Below are 18749 nucleotides of genomic sequence, written 5' to 3' on the forward strand. Positions count from 1 at the left end.
GGGAGCGGGCCATGGCGTCACCCGGCGGGGGAACCGTACGTGCCGTAGAGGCGTTGCGGGAGGTGAAGCGGCTGCGTGCCGCGGAGGAGGCACGATCATGTCGAACGGTGCGAAGATCGCCATCGGGGGAGTTGTCGTGGCGGCCGTCCTGATCCCGTTCATCGGGTTCTGGTGGGCTCTCGTGGTGCTGATCGGGGTTCCCACCGCGGGCTATCTGCTGCTCGACCCCTCGCAGCGCCGGAGGATCCGGCGCCTACGACGCAAGGAGACAGGACGCTGAACGGCACAGTCGTGGCGGTGAGCAGCAGCGGTGAGTACACCTTCACCAAGCCGGTCCGGGAGAGCATCACGCTCCGGGCAGGACACGGGGTCGAAGGTGACGTCCACGCGGGCGTCACCGTCAAGCACCGCAGCAGGGTCGCCCAGGACCCCACCCGGCCCAACCTCCGCCAGGTCCACCTGATCCAGCAGGAACTCTTCGACGAACTGCGCGCCGAGGGCTTCGACCTGGCCCCGGGCGACCTGGGGGAGAACGTCACCACACACGGCCTCGACCTGCTGGCCCTACCCGTGGGCACCCTGCTGCACCTCGGGGACCTGGCCGTCGTCGAGGTCACCGGCCTGCGTAATCCGTGCCTCCAGATCGACGCCTTCCGGAGTGGACTGCTCAAGCGCGTCGTCGGGCGCGACGACGCGGGACGCGTGGTCCGCAGGGCCGGGATCATGGGAGTGGTGGTGGACGGCGGACCCGTGCGAGCCGGAGACACCCTCCGGGCCGAGCTCCCCGACGGGCCGCACAGGGCCCTCGACCGGGTCTGACTCCGGGTCCCCGACCGGCGAGGCCCCCGCACGACGGCCGCGCAGGCCTTACGCGGGCCGGGCGGCGAGCGCGTCGAGCGCGGCCAGGAGCCCGAGAAGCTGCTCCCCCCGTCGCACCTGCAGTACCTCGCCCGGCTCGTCGTCCAGCAGGACGAAGGCCATGTCGTCGGTCCTCGCGACGAGCGACCAGCCGGGCCCGTCGACGCGCAGGGTCCGGGCGTCCGCGGAGGCGAAGGAGGACCTGATGCGTCCCGGCGGCGGAGGCGAGTCCAGGTAGTCGCGGGCCTCCTCCAACGCCCTGCGCACGCCGGGGTGTCGCTTCGTCCCCGGGCTCTCCGGCCCCTGGGCTGCGGGCGCTCCGGTGCCGGTCCCGTCGACCTGTTCGCGCCACGACGCCCACCGCGCGGCGATCTCGTCGGCCCCCATCCGCCGCTGCTCCGGGCCCCACGCGCTCTCCGAAGGGGGCGTCAGGAGGAACTTCCCGCCGGAGCCGTCCTCGGTGGGCTCCGGGTCGTGGGGCGCGGGCACTCCGGGCGTGGCGACCGCGAGGGCGAGGGGCCAGCCGGGCAGCGCACACACGACCGTGCGGTCGTCGGGCGAGAGCTCGTACGCGATGCCGCAGTCCCAGGCGGCGATGGCACCGGCGACCGTGGTGGCGTCCTCGGTCACCACGGTCCAGCGCGCACCCGCGCCGTCCTGCCCGAGCACGAGGCCGTACCCCTCCTCGTACGGTTCGAGCGAGAGCGACCGGCACGCGGCCGGGTAGTCGTCGCCCAGCACCGCGGGGAAACTCGCGGGGGTCAGCAGAAGCGCGGTCAGCACGTACAACGTGTCGTCGGCGGCGATCGTGTCGTCCGTCCCGGCCACGGTGTCCTCCTCTTGCCTGGAACTCGTTCGTGGGATGCGTCGGCGCACCCTAACCACCCGGTAACCCCGCCGTCGAGACCTCGCACCACCGGTGATCGCGGACTCCGGGGCCCCCAGCCGCTCCCAGGGGCCGGTCGCGGGCGCTTCCCCCACCCCTACAGTGGAGCTCCGGACCGACGGAGGGACGCGGGCATGAAGAGATTCGACCGGCTGAAGGAGATCCAGAGTCTCGATCCCGAGGAGGACTTCCTCCGGATCCACCGGCTGTCCGTCACCCTCGAATTCCCTTGGGACATCACCCGCGCCCTCGAACTCGCCCTCTACCGCACCTACGCCGTCCCCAGCATCGGCCGACTGCTCGCCACGACAGCGGAACTGACGGACCGATCCCAGAAGCGCTACGACGACACGGCGCTCCTGCTCGACTCCGTGGTGGAGCACGGGTTCGACTCCGGGGAAGGCCGTACGGCCCTCCGGCGGATCAACGCGATGCATCGCAGCTACGACATCAGCAACGACGACATGCGCTACGTGCTCTGTACCTTCGTCGTGGTTCCCAAGCGCTGGCTGGACGCGTACGGCTGGCGCGCGCTGTCCGCCCACGAACGCCAGGCCTGTGCGGTCTACTACCGGACGCTCGGCGCGCACATGGGGATCAAGGATCTGCCCCGTACCTACGAGGAGTTCGAGGAGACCCTCGACGCGTACGAGAGCGCCCACTTCGGGTGGGACGAGGGAGCCAGGAGGGTCTCCGACGCCACGTTGGGCCTGATGGCCTCCTGGTACCCGGCACCACTGGCAGCGCTGCTGCGCGCAGCCAGCCTCGCGCTCCTCGACGACGCGCTGATCGACGCCTTTCGCTACCGGCGTCCGAGCGCCTTCGCACGCGGCCTGACCAGGGGAGTGCTGCGCCTGCGGGCGCGGGCGCTCTGGCTGCTCCCGCCGCGGTCCGAGCCGCACTTCGCCCGCCAGAACCCGGAGATCAAGGGCTACCCGGACGGGTACGACGTGGCCGCGCTCGGCACCTTCCCCACACCAGGGGTCCGGGGCTGCCCGGTGCCGCACCGACGCGCGGCGGATGGCGCCGTCGCCGAGTGATCCCGCGTACGGGGGCGGCGCCCGCGCGGACACGTATCCGTCCGGCGCCCCTGTCGACATGGGGACAGGATTGCGGCTCGGTGGCCGGAACAGGGCTGTGCGAGGCGTGGGTTCGCGATGGGCCGGGAAGACTTCCCCGAGCCGTGTGACGTGCGGATGCTCCGCGCGGTGCGATCGGTCTTGGCGGGTTCATGGCGACAATACCCGCATCTCTTTGCTGACTTTGGGCGACAGAATCAGCCACTCACCGATCGGTTCGGAACGGCGATCCGTCATATTCCATGAATTCCGAAGTGTGCCCTCGGCACGTACCTCCCGCCGGGCTAGCGTCCCCGATTTATGGGAATCCTGGACCACGCAACCTTCGGCTGGCTGACACCCGTGCTGTCGTACGCGATGGCATCGACCGGCGCCGCGCTCGGACTCCGATGCACCGTGCGCGCGCTCCACACCACCGGCCGTTCGCGGCGCAACTGGCTGCTCACGGCGGCATCCGCGCTCGGCACCGGCATCTGGACGATGCACTTCGTCGCCATGCTCGGCTTCGGGGTCGCCGGCACCGACATCCGCTACGACGTCGGTCTCACCCTGGTCAGCCTGATCGTGGCCATGGTGGTCGTCGGGCTCGGCGTCTTCGCGGTGGGCCACGGCCGCAACCGCGAACGGGCCCTGCTGACCGGCGGGCTGACCACCGGGGCCGGTGTCGCGAGCATGCACTACCTCGGCATGGCCGCCATCCACCTGCACGGCGTGGTCCACTACGACCCCGTGATGGTCGCGGTCTCGGTGGTGATCGCCGTCGTCGCCGCCACCGCGGCGCTCTGGGCGGCCCTCAACATCCACACCCCCGGAGCCGTGGTGCTCGCCTCCCTCGTGATGGGCGCCGCCGTCAGCTCCATGCACTACACCGGCATGCTGGCGGTCGGCGTCGAGGTCGCCCCGTCCGCCGCACCCCTGACCGGGGCCACGGCCATGCAGTTCATCTTCCCCCTCACCGTCGGGCTCGGTTCCTACCTCTTCCTCACCTCGGCGTTCGTCGCGCTCTCTCCCACCGCGCGGGACGCCGACACCGAGACCGACGCCTACGTGTCCGCCTCGGCCGAACGAGCCCGGCACACCGACCGGCTCACCACCCCCATGGACCCCTCCACGGCCGCGACCCGCTGACCGGCCGTCGTCACCGTCCGCCGACCACCCCTTCCCCGACCGGAACGAGGAGGCCATGCGCCCACTCCGTACGACCCAGGCGCCCGGCGCCCAGGACGACCGGCCCATACCCCCGGTACGCGGCAGGCGCGCGCACGCGGGACCCCCGGCCGACGAGCGTGTCGTGCTCGGCGCCTTTTCACGGCGTCCGCAGGACCCGTCCGGACGCCGGCGTACCTGGTCCCTGCGGCCCCGTACCGTACGCGCCAAAGTGCTCGCCCTGCTGATGGTGCCGGTGGTGTCCCTGCTCGCCCTGTGGGGGCTCGCGACCGTCACCACCGCCCAGGAGGTGGCACGTCTGCGCCAGGCGGAGCGGGTGGACGCGACGGTGCGCACCCCGGTCCGGCAGGCCGTCGACGCGCTCCAGGACGAGCGGAAGGCGGCACTCGTCCAGGCGGCCGCACCGGGCGAGGCTGCCGCCGCGAGCCTGCAGAACCGTGCCGTCCGCACCGACGCGGCGCTCGACCGGCTGCGCATGGGCGAGGGGCACACGGTGGCGGACACCGGAAGCCTCCCGGCAGGTCTCGCCACCCGCATGGACGTCTTCCTCTCCCGCGCCGACGGTATCGGCGCCCTGCGCAGCCGTCTCCGCGCCTCCTCGGACGCCGGCGAGTACAACGACACCGACCGTGACAACGCCTACCTCGCCTACACCGATGCCATCGGCGCCGCCTTCGGGGTGCTCGGGGCGCTCACCGGAATCCAGGACGCCGGAGTCGGCGCCGAGGCGCGCGTCCTGCTCGAACTCGGCAGGGCGCACGAGATGATGGCCCGCGAGGACGTCCTCCTCGCCGTGGCCACCCGCACCGGCACGTTCGACGGCCGGGCGCTGCTCCGGTTCACGGGAGCGGTGGAGGCGCGGCGTTCCTTCACGGAGACAGCCGCCGCCGACCTGCCCGCCGGTGAACGCGACGCCTGGCAGGACGTCGCCGCGGACAGCGCCTACCGCGCCGTGGAGAGCGCCGAGGACGCGGTTCTCGCCGCGCGGCCCGGTGCCGAGGCCGCCCGCGCGGTGACGGCCGGCGCCTGGTCCCTGGCGGGCGGCCCCGTCCTCACCCGGCTGCGCGCCGTCGAAACCGCCGCGTCCGAGCGCGTGGCAGGCCGTTCGGACCCGCTGACGAGCGGTCTGACGAGCCCCGGCGGCGCGGCGGTCCTGTTCGGCTTCGCCGCCGTGGCCGCCGCGCTCGTCATCTCCGTCCGCATCGGCAGCCGGCTCGTCACGGAGCTGGTGAGCCTGCGCGACGGCGCCCTGGCCATCGCCCGCCGCGAGCTGCCCCGCGCGATGGAGCGCCTGCGGGCGGGCGAGGAGATCGACGTGAAGGCCGAATCCCCGACGCGCAGACCGTCGTCGGACGAGATCGGCCAGGTGGGCGAGGCACTCGACATCGTGCACCGCGCGGCTCTCAGCGCAGCGGTGGAGCGCGCCGAACTCGCCAGTGGCATCGCCGGGGTCTTCGTCAACCTCGCCCGTCGCAGCCAGGTGCTGGTCCACCGCCAGCTCAACCTCCTGGACGGCATGGAACGGCGTGCCGACGACCCCAACGAGCTCGCCGACCTCTTCCGCCTGGACCACCTGACCACCCGCATGCGCCGGCATGCCGAGAGCCTGATCATCCTGTCCGGCGCGGCCCCCGGTCGAGCCTGGCGCAGGCCCGTACCGCTCACCCAGGTCGTCCGCGCGGCCGTCTCGGAGATCGAGGACTACGCCCGCGTGGAGGTACGCCGCCTCGCCGACGTCTCCGTGACGGGCGCCGCGGTCGCCGACCTCACCCACCTGCTCGCCGAACTCGTCGAGAACGCCGCCCAGTTCTCGCCCCCGCACACCAGGGTGCGGATCACCGGTGAGCCCGTGGGCAACGGGTACGCGATCGAGATCGAGGACCGGGGCCTCGGCATGGGCGGTGAGATCCTCGCCCGGGCCAACGAGCGCATCGAGCGGTCCGAGGCGCTCGACCTCTTCGACAGCGACCGGCTCGGGCTCTTCGTGGTGAGCCGCCTCTCCAACCGCCACCGGATCAAGGTGGGGCTCCGCGCCTCCCCGTACGGCGGCACCACCGCCGTGGTCCTGCTGCCGACCGCGCTGCTGCACGACGAGCAGCCGGAGAACGCGGAGCCGGGCGTGCTTCCCCCGCCCGCCGCTCTCCCGACCCGGACCGGACTCCCTCCGCAGGCCGCCGGGAACGAGAAGCCCTCGCCTCGCGCGGCGGTCGGCGACCGCGCACGCCGGCCCCCCTTCCCGCCGCCCGGCGCGGTGGCCGACCCCGGCTCCGACTCCGGCTCCGACTCCGGGGAGACCGGGAAGCACACCCCCGAAACGCCGCACGCCCCGGTCACCGCACTCCGGAGGCGGCCCCGTACCCCGTCGGCCGGCCGGGTGCCCGAGGGCGGCCATCCCTGCACCCCGCTCAGGCAGGCCGCGGCGGAGCCGCCGGAGCGGGCACCCCGGCCAGAGGGCGACGACGAGCTTCCCCGGCGCGTCCGGCAGGCGCACCTGGTGCCCCAGCTCCGTGAGGAACAGGCCCGGGCGCCGCGGGACCAGCGGACCACCGGCGCCGGGGAACCCGCCGGCCGCACGCCCGAACAGGTCCGGGACCGCATGACGGCCTACCGGGACGGGTGGCGGCGCGGCAGCGGTGACGCACCCGGCCCGCCGGCGGCGCCCCCCGCGCCGGTCCCGGCGGCCCACCCCATCGACGAAGGAGATCCCGGATGATCGCGAACGGAAGGACGGAATTGAACCGCCGCTCGGGCGAACTCGACTGGCTGCTGGACGATCTGGTGAAGCGGGTCGCGGAGGTACGGCACGCCGTCGTCCTCTCCGGCGACGGCCTGGCGGTCGGCGCCTCCAGCGTGCTCAGCCGCGAGGACGCCGAACACCTGGCAGCCGTCGCCTCCGGCTTCCACAGCCTGGCCAAGGGCGCCGGCCGCCATTTCGGGGCGGGCGGGGTGCGTCAGACCATGGTGGAGATGGACGACGGGTTCCTGTTCGTCGTCGCGGCCGGGAACGGCTCCTGCCTGGCCGTACTGAGTGACGCCGTGGCGGACATCGGCCTGGTCGCGTACGAGATGGCACGCCTCGTCAAGCGGGTCGGCGAGCATCTGGGTACGCCGGCACGGCTCGCACAGCCCCCCGCCGCGGGCTGAGGGGAGGGAGGAAACGGTGCGAATGTCCGACGACCCCGACGCGACGTACGGCGGCAGGGAGCTCTACGGGTTCCACGATCCCTACCGGGACCGGGAGATGGGCACCGGCGCGGACGCCCTGCGCGGAAGCCAGTGGTACGACGCGGACGCGGGACCTCTGGTGCGCCCGTACGCCGTCACGGGCGGGCGTACGAAACCGGGCCCGAGCGGGGTGCGGTTCGACCTGATCGCGCTGGTCGTCGTCGACGGCGCGTCCGACCCCGACGCCGAGACGATGCTCGGCCCGGAACACCGGGCGCTGCTCGCCCTGTGCCGGGACGAGACCCAGTCGGTCGCGGAGCTCGCCGCCGACGCCGATCTCCCGGTGGGCGTGGTGCGGGTGCTGCTGGGAGACCTGCTGGAGGGCGGCCACGTGTCGGTCCGCCGTCCCGTCCCGCCCGCGCGGCTGCCCGACGAACGCATCCTGCGCGAGGTCATCGACGGACTGCGGGCGCTCTGACGGAATCCCGTGAGCCGGGGGGTACACGGGGAAAGCCGCCGGTGCGGCGACGTGTCATGGCCCGGACCGCACCGCGGACGTCGACGCCGTGCGGCCGGGCCCGGCCGCCGGGGTGTCCAGGACCCCCGGTGGTCACTTCCGCACCCGGCGGACCTGGCCCAGCTCGTCGTTCATCGCCTCGAGGAAACGGGCGACCGTGCGCAGCTCCGCCGCGTCGAACTGGCCCCGCGCCGCCCGGGTGCTCTCGGCCAGCGGTCGGAAGAAGTCGCGGGCCACCGCCATCGCCGCGGCCGCGTAATGGAGGTGCACCACCCTGCGGTCGCCGCTGTCCCGGACGCGCCGGATGTGACCGGTCCGCTCGAGCCGGTCGAGACAGGCCGTCACCGCGCCCGAGGTCAGGTTCAGCTGCTCCCGCAGCCGACCCGGTGTCATGGCGGTGCCGGGCTCCCCGTAGTCCGCGTCGAGGATGGCGATGAGTGCCTGCACGTCCGTCGGATGGAGATCCTGCTCGTGGGCGAATTCGTGTGCGATGCGGTTGAACTCGCTGTTCATCCGCCGCAGCAGCACGGCGAAACTCTGGAGCCCGGCCGCGTCCTCGTCCGTGCCTCTGTCCGGGCCGCCCTCTGTGCTGCGCATGGGTCCAGGGTAATATCTCTTGATGATTGAGATAGTTGATCGTTGAGAGATATGGTCGGCCGCGTGTCGGGCGCCGTACGTGCCCCGAACCGGGGAAGGTGTCACGCCTCGCGGCATCGTCACGTCGCGGCGCTTTCGCCCCGTAAGCCACTGTCACCCTCCACCCTCCACACCACTGTCACCTCGCAAGCCCGTCCCGTCGTTCTGAACGTGTCGACTCCTGGGGAAGCAATGACGTCCGCATCACGGCACCGCACTCTCCGATGGCTGGTGCCCGCAGTACTCGTTCTCGTCTGGCTCGGCATCGGGGGAGTGTTCGGTCCCTACGCGGGGAAACTCGGCGAGGTCTCCACCAACGACCAGGCCGCGTTCCTGCCGCGCAGCGCCGAATCGACCGAGGTCTCCGAGGAGCAGAAGGCGTTCCAGAAGTCCGGCACCGTGCCCGCCATCGTCGTCTGGACCGGCGACGGCGGCGGGCTCCCGGCCGGCGCGGCCGAGAACGCCACCCGCGCGCTCGCCTCGCTCCGGGGTACGCCGGGCGTGCAGGGGACCCCGACCCCCGCGCTCGCCTCCGAGGACGGCCGGGCGCTCGAAGGCATCGTCCAGCTCGAATCCGGCCTCGGCGACGCTCTGCCCGGCGCGCTGGACCGGGTACGCGACGCCGCACGGTCCGTGCCCGGCACCACGGTGGGCATCGCGGGACCCGCGGCGGCCCAGGCGGACCTCAAGGACGCCTTCGGCGGCATCGACGGCCTGCTCCTCGGCGTGGCCCTCATCGCCGTCCTCGTCATCCTGCTGCTGGTCTACCGCAGTCTGCTGCTGCCCTTCCTGATCATCATCAGCGCGGTGTTCGCCCTCGGACTGGCCTGCGCGATCGTGTACGTCCTCGCCGACCACGGGGTCGTACGCGTCGACGGCCAGGTGCAGGGCATCCTCTCGATCCTCGTCATCGGCGCCTCCACGGACTACGCCCTGCTGCTCACCGCCCGGTTCAGGGAAGAGCTGACCCGTGGCGGCGACCGGGTGGCAGCCGCACTCGCCGCCCTCCGGCGCTCGGCCGGCGCGATCACGGCGAGTGCGGCGACCGTGGCCCTCGGACTCCTCGCGCTGCTGCTCAGCGATCTGACGAACAACCGGGCGCTCGGCCCGGTGGGCGCCATCGGGATCGTCTGCGCCGTGCTCTCCACCCTGACGTTCCTCCCGGCGGTCCTCGTGCTGACCGGCCGCGCCGCCTACTGGCCCGCCAGGCCCCGCCCCGCCGACGCCGCCACGGGCGGGCACGGCATCTGGCGGCGGGTCGCCGCCTTCGTGGACCGCGCCCCGCGCAAGGTCTGGGCCGGCACCCTGCTGGTGCTGGTGGCGTGCGCGCTCTTCGCACCCACCTTGAAGTCGCAGGGCGTGCCGCTGGACGAGACCTTCGTCAACGACGCGCCGTCCGTTTCCGCGCAGGCCACACTCAGCGAGCACTTCCCCGGCGGGTCCGGGAACCCCGCCGTGATCATCGCCCGGGCCGACCGTACCGATCAGGTCGTCGCCGCCGCCCGGAACACCGAGGGGATCGCGGCCGTCACCCCGGTCACCGCGTCCGGCCGCCCCGGCGACGGCGCCCCCGTGGTCGTCGACGGACGGGTACGGATCGACGCCACGCTGAAGGCCGAGGCCGACAGTGACGCCGCCAACGCGACGGTGAAGAGGCTGCGCGAGGCGGTCCACGCCGTTCCCGGCGCGCAGGCCGCCGTCGGCGGGTACTCCGCGCAGCGGCTCGACACCCAGACCACCGCGTCCGAGGACCGCGCGCTCATCGTTCCGGTGGTGCTCGCCATCATCCTGGTCATCCTGATGGCACTGCTCCGCTCGGTCCTGCTGCCCGTGCTGCTGGTCGCCACCGTGGGGCTCAACTACCTCGCCACACTGGGCGTCTCGGCCCTCGTCTTCCAGCACGTGTTCGGCTTCAGCGGCACGGACGCCTCCGTGCCGCTGTACGGATTCGTCTTCCTCGTCGCCCTCGGCGTGGACTACAACATCTTCCTGATGTCCCGGGTCCGGGAGGAGTCCCTGCTGCACGGCACCCGCGAGGGGGTACTGCGTGGCCTGATCACCACCGGCGGGGTCATCACCTCGGCGGGCGTGGTGCTGGCCGCGACCTTCGCCGCGCTGCTCGTCATCCCCCTGGCCTTCCTGGTGCAGATCGCCTTCATCGTCGCGTTCGGCGTGCTGCTCGACACCCTGATCGTGCGATCGCTGCTGGTGCCCGCGCTGGTGCTGGACATCGGCCCGGTGTCGTGGTGGCCGAACCGGCTCATGATGACCGGGCGGCGGGACGCGGAGGCCGGCCCGGAGGATACGCGCTCCTGAGAGGCGGGTGCAGGCCGATCATATGGGTACGGACCATTCTGGCCGACAGGGGGCGTCGTCCTCGGACCCACCTGCTCGATTGACGGCGCCATACGCGCACTGTCCGGCCACCTTCCGGCCGCAACGATCAAATTGCGATCGCCTCTCTCGATCGGCCGACCGGCTTGTCATGCTGCTGGGGACCTGACCGGCGCCACGCCGGGAATTACTCGACCGAGCCCGAAGGGGTGCGCCCGATCTTCCGGGGCGCACCCCAGGGCTCATGGGTGAGAGAAGTGATCGATGTCCTCCGAGCACGCAGGCGGTGCGGTCCGTGAAGACGGTGACGGGGTGAACGCGGACGGGGACGCCGCAGCGGGCGGGGCCGGTGGCGAGAACACGGCCCTCGCCCTGAAGATCCTGGTCGCCGGAGGATTCGGCGTCGGCAAGACCACTCTGGTCGGAGCCGTCAGCGAGATCCGTCCGCTGCGCACGGAGGAGCTGCTCAGCGAAGCCGGACAGACCGTCGACGACACCGAAGGCGTGGAGCGCAAGACCACGACCACGGTCGCGATGGACTTCGGCAGGATCACCATCCGGTCCGGGCTCTCCCTCTACCTCTTCGGGACGCCCGGACAGGACCGCTTCTGGTTCCTCTGGGACGAGCTGTCACAGGGGGCACTCGGTGCGGTCGTCCTCGCCGACACCCGGCGGCTGGAGGACTGCTTCCCCGCCGTCGACTACTTCGAGCACCGGCGCATCCCGTTCGTCGTCGCCGTCAACTGCTTCTCCGGATCACGGTCCTACGGTGAGGAGGACGTGTCGCGTGCGCTCGACCTGGACCCCGGGACTCCCGTCGTCCTGTGCGACGCCCGGGACCGCGCGTCCGGCAAGGAGGTCCTGATCCGGATGGTCGAGTACGCCGGGCGGATGCACACCGCCCGGCTGCTCGACTCCGTGGGATAGGCCGGTCCACCCGACCCGACCCGACCCGGACGGCCGGACCGGACAGGGGAGCCGGAGCGGAGGCCGACCGGATCGGGGCCGGGCGGGCCTTCAGCCGGCGATGTCGGCCATCGAGACCACCTTCTCGATCCGTACCCGTACGACCAGTTCGCCCGGAACCGCGTTGCGGCGGCCGTACTCCGCGGCCGCCTCCTCACCCACGTACCGGGCGGCGATCCGCGTCGCCCAGGTCAGCAGCTCGTCGGGATCCTCGCTGAGCCCGGCCCGCCCCTGGACGACGGCGAACGAGTACGGCGGCCGGTCGTCGTCCACGCACAACGCCACCCGGCCGTCCCGCGCGAGATTGCGTCCCTTCACCGTGTCCCTGCCGGTGTTGAAGACCAGATCGTTCCCGTCCAGCAGGAACCAGACGGGCGCGACGTGGGGGCTCCCGTCGGCCCGGACGGTCGACAGTTTGCCGGTGCGGGTCCCGGCGGAGAGGAACGTCCGCCACTCTTCCTCGGTCATGTGGTGTGCCATGGGCCCATCCTGCGCCGCCGGGACGCGAGTGGCGCGAAGCGACGCCCCGGAACCCGTGGGCCGCTTGCCCGCAGGAGAGGTGTGCGCAAGGCTTACGCGCGAAGAGGGGTACGGGGAAGTGGCAACGGGGAGGGCACGCATGGCGTTGGACCGGGGACTCGACTGGCTTCTCGACGATCTCACCAGCCGGGTGGAGCACATACAGCACGCCTTGGTGCTCTCGAACGACGGACTGGTGACAGGAGCCAGCACGGGGCTCGCCCGGGAGGACGCGGAGCACCTGGCGGCGGTCTCCTCCGGGCTGCACAGCCTGGCACGCGGCTCGGGCAGACACTTCAAGGCGGGCAGGGCTCGGCAGACGATGGTGGAGTTCGACGAGGCGCTGCTGTTCGTCACCGCGGCCGGGGACGGAAGCTGCCTCTGCGTGCTCACCGCGGCGGAAGCCGACGTGGGTCATGTGGCCTACGAGATGACGCTGTTGGTCAACCGGGTCGGTGAACACCTCGGCGTGGCCGTCCGGCAGGAGGACACCTACCCATTCTGAGTCCGCAGGGTCTTTTTTCACGCGCTCCACGACTCGTCGGAAACGTTCCGGGAGCGGAACGATGATCCCCGCGACCGAGCGCTTCGAGCCAACTTTCGGGCCGACCGGGTCCGGCACCGAAGGGGTGACGGCTCGTTCGTCAGGTCCCCGCTCCTCCGGCGGGGACGTCCTCCTCGGCGGACGGGCCGGGCGGCCCGAGATCGCACCACACGGCCTTCCCCGCGCCCCGGGGCTCGATGCCCCACCGGAGGGCTACCGCGTCCAGCAGCAGCAGCCCGCGGCCCGAGGTCGAGGTCTCGCCGGGGGAGCGCCGGCGCGGCCACACGCTGGAGCGGTCCTGGACCGAGAGACGGACCCGGCGTACGGGCTCGGGAAGCACCTCCATCGTGAGCACCGCCCCACCCTCCGTGTGCAGAAGCACGTTGACCAGGAGTTCTCCGGTGACGAGTTCGGCGTCGTCGGCGAGTTCCTCCATGTCCCAGTCGGCCAGCGCCTGCCGGACGATCGAGCGGGCGTCCGAGAGGCCTTCCGGGTCGGCCTGGTGGATGTACTGGTGCAGCTGCGGCGCCAGGGAGGACCCCATGTCCGGACTGCGCCGCAGCACCAGAAGGGCGACGTCGTCGCCCGCCCCCCAGCGCTCCCAGAGACGCTCGGAGAGATGGTCGGCGAGCGCCTGGGCCTCCGGTGGTCCGGTGCGCACCTCGTGCGCCAACGCCGCGAGCCCGGTGTCGATGTCGGCGCCCGGCTCCTCCACCAGTCCGTCGCTGAACAGCACGAGGGTCTCGCCCGGTACGAGGTCGAGACGGGTCTCGGGGAACTCCTCGTACTCGAAGTACGTCGAGATCCCGAGCGGGAGTCCGCCCCTGACCTGGGGGCTGCGGACCCGTCCGTCGGCGTGCCGGATGAGCGGCTCGAAATGGCCCGCGCGCGCCACGCGCAGGGCTCCCGAGCCCAGATCGATCTGTGCGTAGGTGCAGGTCGCGAAGCGGTCGGTGTCCAGTTCGGCGAGAAAACGCGAGGCGCGGGCCAGCACGGTCGCCGGCGGGTGCCCCTCGGCGGCGTAGGCGCGCAGCGCGATCCGGAGCTGCCCCATGATCGCCGCCGCGTGGGTGTCGTGTCCCTGCACGTCGCCCACGACCAGGCCGTACCGGCCGTTGGGCAGCGCGATCATGTCGTACCAGTCGCCGCCGACCTGGCGTCCGTTCCGCGCGGCGTGGTAGCGCACCGCGATCTCGCCGCCCTCGACGTCCTGGATCCGCCGGGGCAGCATCGCCGCCTGAAGCCCGGTCGCGAACTCGCGCTCCTCGTCGAACAGCATCGCCCTCTGCAGGCTCTGCGCGAGGATGGCGGCGAGGCCCAGGCAGAGAATCCGCTCGTCCGCGGTGAACGACATCCGCTTGCCGTAGAACATGGCCAGGCCTCCGAGCGAACGCGCCTGGGCGACGAGCGGCAGATAGGCGGCGGAGGAGAAGCCCAGTCGGTCCTCGTACGGCTCCAGAGACGGATAGCGCCGGACCAGGTCGGCGGGGGAGGTGATGAACCGCGGACGGCCACTGAGGATGCTGTCGACCAGGGGCAGCTTCCGTCCGAGATCGCCCGAGCCCAGTCCGTCGAAACCCTCCAGTGTGTGCCCGCTCACCGCGGCGACGTTCAGCGACGAGTTCTGCACCAGCCCGAGCGTCACCCCGTCGCAACCCAGCCTCGCCGTCCCGCCGGGGCCGGTCAGCGCCGCCGTCACGTCGTCCACGGAGGCGGCACGCGACATGGCGCTGGTCGTCCGCTCGACGATGCTGGTCTGGCGCTGCCGGCGGTTCTCAAGTTCCTGGACGAACTCCGAGTGCGTGACCTCCGCCGTCGCGTCGCGCACCACCCCGACGATCCGGTGGGCCCGGCCGTCCGGAAAACGCAGGATGCGGGCCTGGACGTGCGTCCACTGCAGTTCCCCGTCCGGCATCGGCACCTGGAAGTGCACGCTGTACGAGTGGGCGCCGCTGGTGACGGCCTCGTCGACGGACAGGTTCAGGCGCTCACGTTCCGTGGGCTCCAGCAGCTCGACCAGGGTCCCCGGGCGGCTCGCGTCGAAGGTCCCGGGATCCACCCCGAACACGATCAGCCCCGCGTCGTCCACGTTCATGGTGCGGGTCTCCAGGTCCCAGTCGAAACTCCCGGTCCGGTTCATCGCCAGCCGCTGGACCGTGCCGATCCCGCTGTCGTGAGGCGGGCCGTCCGGGGCCGGCTGCGGGGACGGGTGATCCACGGACTCTGTGTGATCGTTCATTGCGGCTCCGGAGGTCGTCCGGCGGCGGGCCCTACGGGCTGCGAGGAAAGACCCTGGTCGTCCAATTGTCGAGCCGGTCCGGAGGGAGTGCCACAGATGCTGGTGGGCCCGCCGCGAACAGCGGCGCCCCGCCCGCGGGCGGTCACCCACGAGGTCGCAGAATGGCGGATACCCATGCCCGCACACCCTGCGGGCGCCGCCGCGGAACCGTACCGGAGCGTATCCATGACCGACGACGCCCCCGTCCTCCTGCACACCGACGGGCATGTCCGCCGCATCACACTCAACAGGCCGCGCGTGCTGAACGCCCTCGACCACGCTTCGGTACGCGCCCTCGACGCGGCGCTCGTCGCGGCGGAGTACGACGACACCGTCACGGCCGTGGTGGTCTCGGGAGCCGGGACGCGGGGTCTGTGCGCGGGCGGCGACATCCGCGCCCTGCACGACGACGCCCGGGCGGGAGGAGCAGCGTCCCTGGACTTCTGGCGCGACGAGTACCGGCTCAACGCGCGGATCCACCGGTACCGGAAACCGTACGTCGCGTACATGGACGGCATCGTGATGGGCGGCGGCGTCGGGATCTCGGCGCACGGGAGCGTACGGATCGTGACCGAACGCTCCCGCGTCGCGATGCCGGAGACCGCCATCGGGTTCGTGCCGGACGTCGGCGGGACGTACCTGCTGTCCCGGGCGCCCGGAGGGCTCGGAACCCACCTCGCGCTGACCGGCCGGTCCGTCGGCGCGGCGGACGCGCTGCTCTGCGGCCTCGCCGACCACCACGTCCGCACCGAGAATCTTCCCGCCCTCACGGCCGCACTCGCCGGATGCACGACGCCCGCCGACGTGACGCGCACCGTCCGTGACCACGCCACCGTCCCGGAGGCCGGGGAACTCGACGCCGCGCGCGACTGGATCGACAGCTGCTACACCGCGGACACCGTGGGCGGAGTCGTGGACCGGCTGCGCGACCACGGCGCCCCCGCCGCGAAGGAGACCGCCGAGACCCTCCTCACCCTGTCACCCACCGCGCTGGCGGTGACGCTGGCCGCCGTACGCCGGGCCCGGGCGGCGAGGAGCCTGGAGGAAGCGCTCGACCAGGACTTCCGTGTCTCCACCCGCGCCTTCGCGCACCCCGACTTCGTCGAGGGCGTGCGGGCCAGGATCGTGGACAAGGACTACGCGCCCCGATGGGCCCCGGCCCGTACCGAGGACGTACGCGAGACCGACGTGGCCGGGTACTTCGCACCGCTCGGCGCCCGGGAACTCGGCCTGGCGCCCGGCCGGGCCTGACTCCGCCAGGCCCTGGCCGGGCGCGGCGGGGTTCACCGGCTGCTCGCGGAGAGGCTCGGCCGCAGCGCCCGTACGAGCGCGAAGAGGCGTTCCTCGTTCCCCGAGAGCTCGGCGTCCCGGAGCGCCCGGTCCGCCTCCTCCATCGGCGCGGTGAGCAGTGGCAGGTACAACGGCGCTTCCTGCGGTTCCGTCAGCACGGACCGGGTGGCCTCCAGCAGCCTGACGTAAGCCTGGGCAGCGGCGAGCTCGTCCTTCTCCATCTCGGCGTCTCCTGGTCAGAAATGTCGGTCCATCAGCATCTCCCATGGGTCTGACAACGCCCCGCAGCCGTTCTCGCGGCGACGCGGACCGGGTCACCGGGCGGACGGTTGCCGGAGACCGGACGGCGGCTCCACCTCGAGGAAGCGGCGCCGCCGCGGCCCCCGGTAGAGCAGGGCCGTCCAGCCCAGCCCGCGCAGGACTCCCGCACACCGGGTGAGCGACTCCTCCTCGTCCTGGGCGGCGCCGCTGCCCACGGGGCCCACCCACTCCACCCGGACCGTGCCCGGTACGGAGCCCGATCCGACCAGGTAGCCCGTCGAGGCCCGCAGGCCCGAGGTGTGGACGGCCGACGGCCGGACACCGGCGGCCTCCAGCGCCAGCGCCACCGCGCGTACGGGCCGCAGAAGCTCCCAGGCCGCGGGCACCGCCTCCGGGGCGGGGTGCTCCACGTTGGTCAGGCGCCGGATCTGCAACAGGCCCTCGTGCGCGGTGGCCACGGCGGCGGAGCGGGCCACCGCGGCGGACTCCGGAAGGGGCGGCCCGTCCCCCGTCGCCGGTTCGAAGCCCGTGTCCCCCGTGGCCGTCATCCCTCACCCTGTCCCGAAGTCCCGAAGTCCCGAAGTCCCGAAGTCCCGAAGTCCCGTTTCCCCTGCGACCAGTGTGCCGTGCCCCACTGACACCGGCACCGTACGGGCAGAACACGGGGTCCGGCCGGGGTTCCGACGGCGTATCAGACTTCGGTCAGTCAGCGGGCCAGCACTTTGCCGGGGTTGAGGATGCCGTGCGGGTCGAGGGCCAACTTCACGGCCCGGTGCATGGCGAGCACGGCCGGACCGAGTTCCCGGCCCAGCCCCCTCATCTTCAGCAGGCCCACGCCGTGTTCACCCGTCACCGTGCCGCCCAGCGCGATCGCGTCGTCGAGGATGTCCTCGAACGCCAGCTGCGCCCTGGCCCGGGCGGCGTCGTCACCGGGCGGCGTGATGATCAGCGGGTGCAGGTTGCCGTCGCCCGCGTGCGCGATGTTGGCCACCAGGATGTCGTGCCGGGCGGCCGTACGCTTGATCCTCGCCAGCATCTCCGGCACCGCCGTCCGGGGCACGCACACGTCCTCGGTGAGCACCGGGCCCAGCCGCTCCAGTGCCGGGTAGGCGAGCCGTCGCGCCTCGAAGAGCGCATCGGCCTCCTGCTGGTCGGTGGAGACCGCGGCCCAGCTGGCACCGGCGCGCTCGAAACACTCCCGTACGAGCTCCGCCTCCGCGTCTCCCTCGGCTCCCGGGGTGTCGACCCTGCCCAGCAGGACCACCTCGGCGTCGGCGGACAGCCCCATGTTCTTCCACGCGTCGACGGCGGCGAGACAGTGGCGGTCGACGAGTTCCAGCGCCGAGGGAATGACACCGGAGGCCGTTACGGCGCTGACCGCCTCGCCCGCCGCCACGACCGAGGAGAAGTACCCCGCGACGGTCCGCTCGGCGGGCCGCCGCGGCCGGAGCCGCACGGTGATCTCCGTGATCACGCCGAGGGTGCCCTCCGAGCCGACCATCAGCCCGGCCAGGTCGTACCCCGCCACGCCCTTGGCGGTGCTACGCCCCAGCCGGACCGTTTCGCCCAAACCGTTCACGACCTGCAGACCGAGCACGTAGTCGCGGGTCACGCCGTACTTCACGCAGCACATGCCGCCGGCGTTGGTGGCCACGTTTCCGCCGATGGTGGACCACGGGGAACTGGCCGGATCCGGCGGGTACCAGAGGCCGTGCTCCGCACACGCGGCCCGCAGGTCGTCGTTGACGACCCCCGGCTGGACGACCGCCAGCCGCTCGGCGGGATCGATGCGCAGCACGGCGTTCATGTCCTCGAAGGAGAGCACGATCGCACCGTCCACCGCGTTGGCCCCGCCCGAGAGGCCCGTACCCGCGCCGCGCGACACCAAGGGGATTCCGTGTTCGACACAGTGGCGCACCACCGCGCGCACCTCGTCCGTGTTCTGCGGCCTCACCACGGCCCGGGGCATCCCGTACGGAGCCCACTCGGCCTCGTCGTGCTGGTACCGGGCCAGACCCGCCGGGTCCGTGAGCACTCGTCGGGCCGGGATGTTGTCGACCGGTGCGTTCGTCATCTCGGTGGCCACCTCCTACAACGATGTATGGGCCACCCATCATGGCGTGCGCGGATCGCGGGCGGCCGGCGGACCCCTGAGCACTCCTTCGACCAGGAGGCGGGCCCCCGAAAATCCGGTGACCCGCACGGGCCCGCCAGGCTAGCCTGCACGCGCCATCGCTCCGGAACTCAGA

General features: G+C 72.3%; 18 protein-coding genes. 11 read left to right on the forward strand and 7 right to left on the reverse strand.

Going from position 1 to position 18749, the window contains the following annotated elements:
- Positions 1–97 precede the first annotated feature (97 nt).
- Both ACFZAX_RS22985 and ACFZAX_RS22990 read left to right on the forward strand, forming a co-directional pair.
- Positions 98–280 carry a hypothetical protein gene (locus ACFZAX_RS22985; RefSeq protein WP_390963809.1) on the forward strand — a complete coding sequence of 61 codons (183 nt, stop codon included), beginning with the start codon at positions 98–100 and terminating at the stop codon, positions 278–280.
- Positions 277–819: an MOSC domain-containing protein gene (locus ACFZAX_RS22990; protein ID WP_390963890.1), complete on the forward strand. Its 543-nt coding sequence runs from the start codon at positions 277–279 to the stop codon at positions 817–819. The genes ACFZAX_RS22985 and ACFZAX_RS22990 overlap by 4 nt, the downstream gene beginning before the upstream one ends.
- 48 nt (positions 820–867) lie before the next feature.
- Here the strand turns inward: ACFZAX_RS22990 and ACFZAX_RS22995 are convergent, their stop codons facing one another.
- Positions 868–1686 (reverse strand): hypothetical protein, encoded by an 819-nt coding sequence (locus ACFZAX_RS22995; RefSeq protein ID WP_390963810.1) that lies wholly within the window; start codon positions 1684–1686, stop codon positions 868–870.
- 192 nt (positions 1687–1878) lie between these two features.
- Here ACFZAX_RS22995 and ACFZAX_RS23000 point away from each other — a divergent pair, with 192 nt between their 5' ends.
- The 5 genes from ACFZAX_RS23000 to ACFZAX_RS23020 all read left to right on the forward strand — a co-directional run bounded on the left by ACFZAX_RS23000 (position 1879) and on the right by ACFZAX_RS23020 (position 7633).
- Positions 1879–2784 (forward strand): oxygenase MpaB family protein, encoded by a 906-nt coding sequence (locus ACFZAX_RS23000; protein ID WP_390963811.1) that lies wholly within the window; start codon positions 1879–1881, stop codon positions 2782–2784.
- A 339-nt stretch (positions 2785–3123) separates the two neighbouring features.
- On the forward strand, positions 3124–3951 hold the full coding sequence (locus ACFZAX_RS23005; RefSeq protein WP_390963812.1) for an MHYT domain-containing protein: 828 nt from the start codon (positions 3124–3126) through the stop codon (positions 3949–3951).
- A gap of 55 nt (positions 3952–4006) precedes the next feature.
- Positions 4007–6703 (forward strand): nitrate- and nitrite sensing domain-containing protein, encoded by a 2697-nt coding sequence (locus tag ACFZAX_RS23010; protein WP_390963813.1) that lies wholly within the window; start codon positions 4007–4009, stop codon positions 6701–6703.
- Complete coding sequence (locus ACFZAX_RS23015) at positions 6700–7134, forward strand: roadblock/LC7 domain-containing protein (RefSeq protein WP_390963815.1); 435 nt, start codon at positions 6700–6702, stop codon at positions 7132–7134. The genes ACFZAX_RS23010 and ACFZAX_RS23015 overlap by 4 nt, the downstream gene beginning before the upstream one ends.
- A gap of 97 nt (positions 7135–7231) precedes the next feature.
- Positions 7232–7633 carry a DUF742 domain-containing protein gene (locus ACFZAX_RS23020; protein WP_390963891.1) on the forward strand — a complete coding sequence of 134 codons (402 nt, stop codon included), beginning with the start codon at positions 7232–7234 and terminating at the stop codon, positions 7631–7633.
- Between the two features lie 132 nt (positions 7634–7765).
- On the opposite strand, the gene ACFZAX_RS23025 is transcribed toward ACFZAX_RS23020, so the two are convergent.
- Positions 7766–8269 (reverse strand): MarR family transcriptional regulator, encoded by a 504-nt coding sequence (locus tag ACFZAX_RS23025; RefSeq protein WP_390963817.1) that lies wholly within the window; start codon positions 8267–8269, stop codon positions 7766–7768.
- Positions 8270–8500: 231 nt separating this feature from the next.
- Here ACFZAX_RS23025 and ACFZAX_RS23030 point away from each other — a divergent pair, with 231 nt between their 5' ends.
- Positions 8501–10624: an MMPL family transporter gene (locus ACFZAX_RS23030; protein ID WP_390963818.1), complete on the forward strand. Its 2124-nt coding sequence runs from the start codon at positions 8501–8503 to the stop codon at positions 10622–10624.
- A gap of 282 nt (positions 10625–10906) precedes the next feature.
- The gene (locus tag ACFZAX_RS23035; protein ID WP_390963819.1) at positions 10907–11569 is read left to right on the forward strand and encodes an ATP/GTP-binding protein; all 663 of its coding nucleotides are present in this window, start codon (positions 10907–10909) and stop codon (positions 11567–11569) included.
- A gap of 90 nt (positions 11570–11659) precedes the next feature.
- Here ACFZAX_RS23035 and ACFZAX_RS23040 read toward each other — a convergent pair whose 3' ends face one another.
- A complete protein-coding gene (locus tag ACFZAX_RS23040; protein WP_390963821.1) occupies positions 11660–12088 on the reverse strand; it encodes a TIGR03618 family F420-dependent PPOX class oxidoreductase in 429 nt (142 codons plus the stop codon).
- Positions 12089–12227: 139 nt separating this feature from the next.
- Between ACFZAX_RS23040 and ACFZAX_RS23045 the strand changes: the two genes are divergently transcribed.
- Positions 12228–12632, forward strand: coding sequence for a roadblock/LC7 domain-containing protein (locus tag ACFZAX_RS23045; protein WP_390963823.1), 405 nt, complete (start codon positions 12228–12230; stop codon positions 12630–12632).
- Between the two features lie 139 nt (positions 12633–12771).
- On the opposite strand, the gene ACFZAX_RS23050 is transcribed toward ACFZAX_RS23045, so the two are convergent.
- Positions 12772–14910: a SpoIIE family protein phosphatase gene (locus ACFZAX_RS23050; protein ID WP_390963824.1), complete on the reverse strand. Its 2139-nt coding sequence runs from the start codon at positions 14908–14910 to the stop codon at positions 12772–12774.
- A gap of 225 nt (positions 14911–15135) precedes the next feature.
- Between ACFZAX_RS23050 and ACFZAX_RS23055 the strand changes: the two genes are divergently transcribed.
- The gene (locus tag ACFZAX_RS23055; RefSeq protein WP_390963826.1) at positions 15136–16200 is read left to right on the forward strand and encodes a 3-hydroxyisobutyryl-CoA hydrolase; all 1065 of its coding nucleotides are present in this window, start codon (positions 15136–15138) and stop codon (positions 16198–16200) included.
- Between the two features lie 32 nt (positions 16201–16232).
- Here the strand turns inward: ACFZAX_RS23055 and ACFZAX_RS23060 are convergent, their stop codons facing one another.
- The 3 genes from ACFZAX_RS23060 to ACFZAX_RS23070 all read right to left on the reverse strand — a co-directional run bounded on the left by ACFZAX_RS23060 (position 16233) and on the right by ACFZAX_RS23070 (position 18574).
- Positions 16233–16460, reverse strand: coding sequence for a hypothetical protein (locus tag ACFZAX_RS23060; RefSeq protein WP_390963827.1), 228 nt, complete (start codon positions 16458–16460; stop codon positions 16233–16235).
- Positions 16461–16553: 93 nt separating this feature from the next.
- Positions 16554–17048, reverse strand: a complete 495-nt coding sequence (locus ACFZAX_RS23065) for a hypothetical protein (RefSeq protein ID WP_390963829.1) — start codon at positions 17046–17048, stop codon at positions 16554–16556.
- Positions 17049–17206: 158 nt separating this feature from the next.
- Positions 17207–18574: an FAD-linked oxidase C-terminal domain-containing protein gene (locus ACFZAX_RS23070; RefSeq protein ID WP_390963830.1), complete on the reverse strand. Its 1368-nt coding sequence runs from the start codon at positions 18572–18574 to the stop codon at positions 17207–17209.
- Positions 18575–18749: the final 175 nt, after the last annotated feature.

Origin of the sequence: Streptomyces sp. NPDC008125 (genome assembly GCF_042957125.1) — a bacterium.
GTDB lineage: Bacteria > Actinomycetota > Actinomycetes > Streptomycetales > Streptomycetaceae > Streptomyces.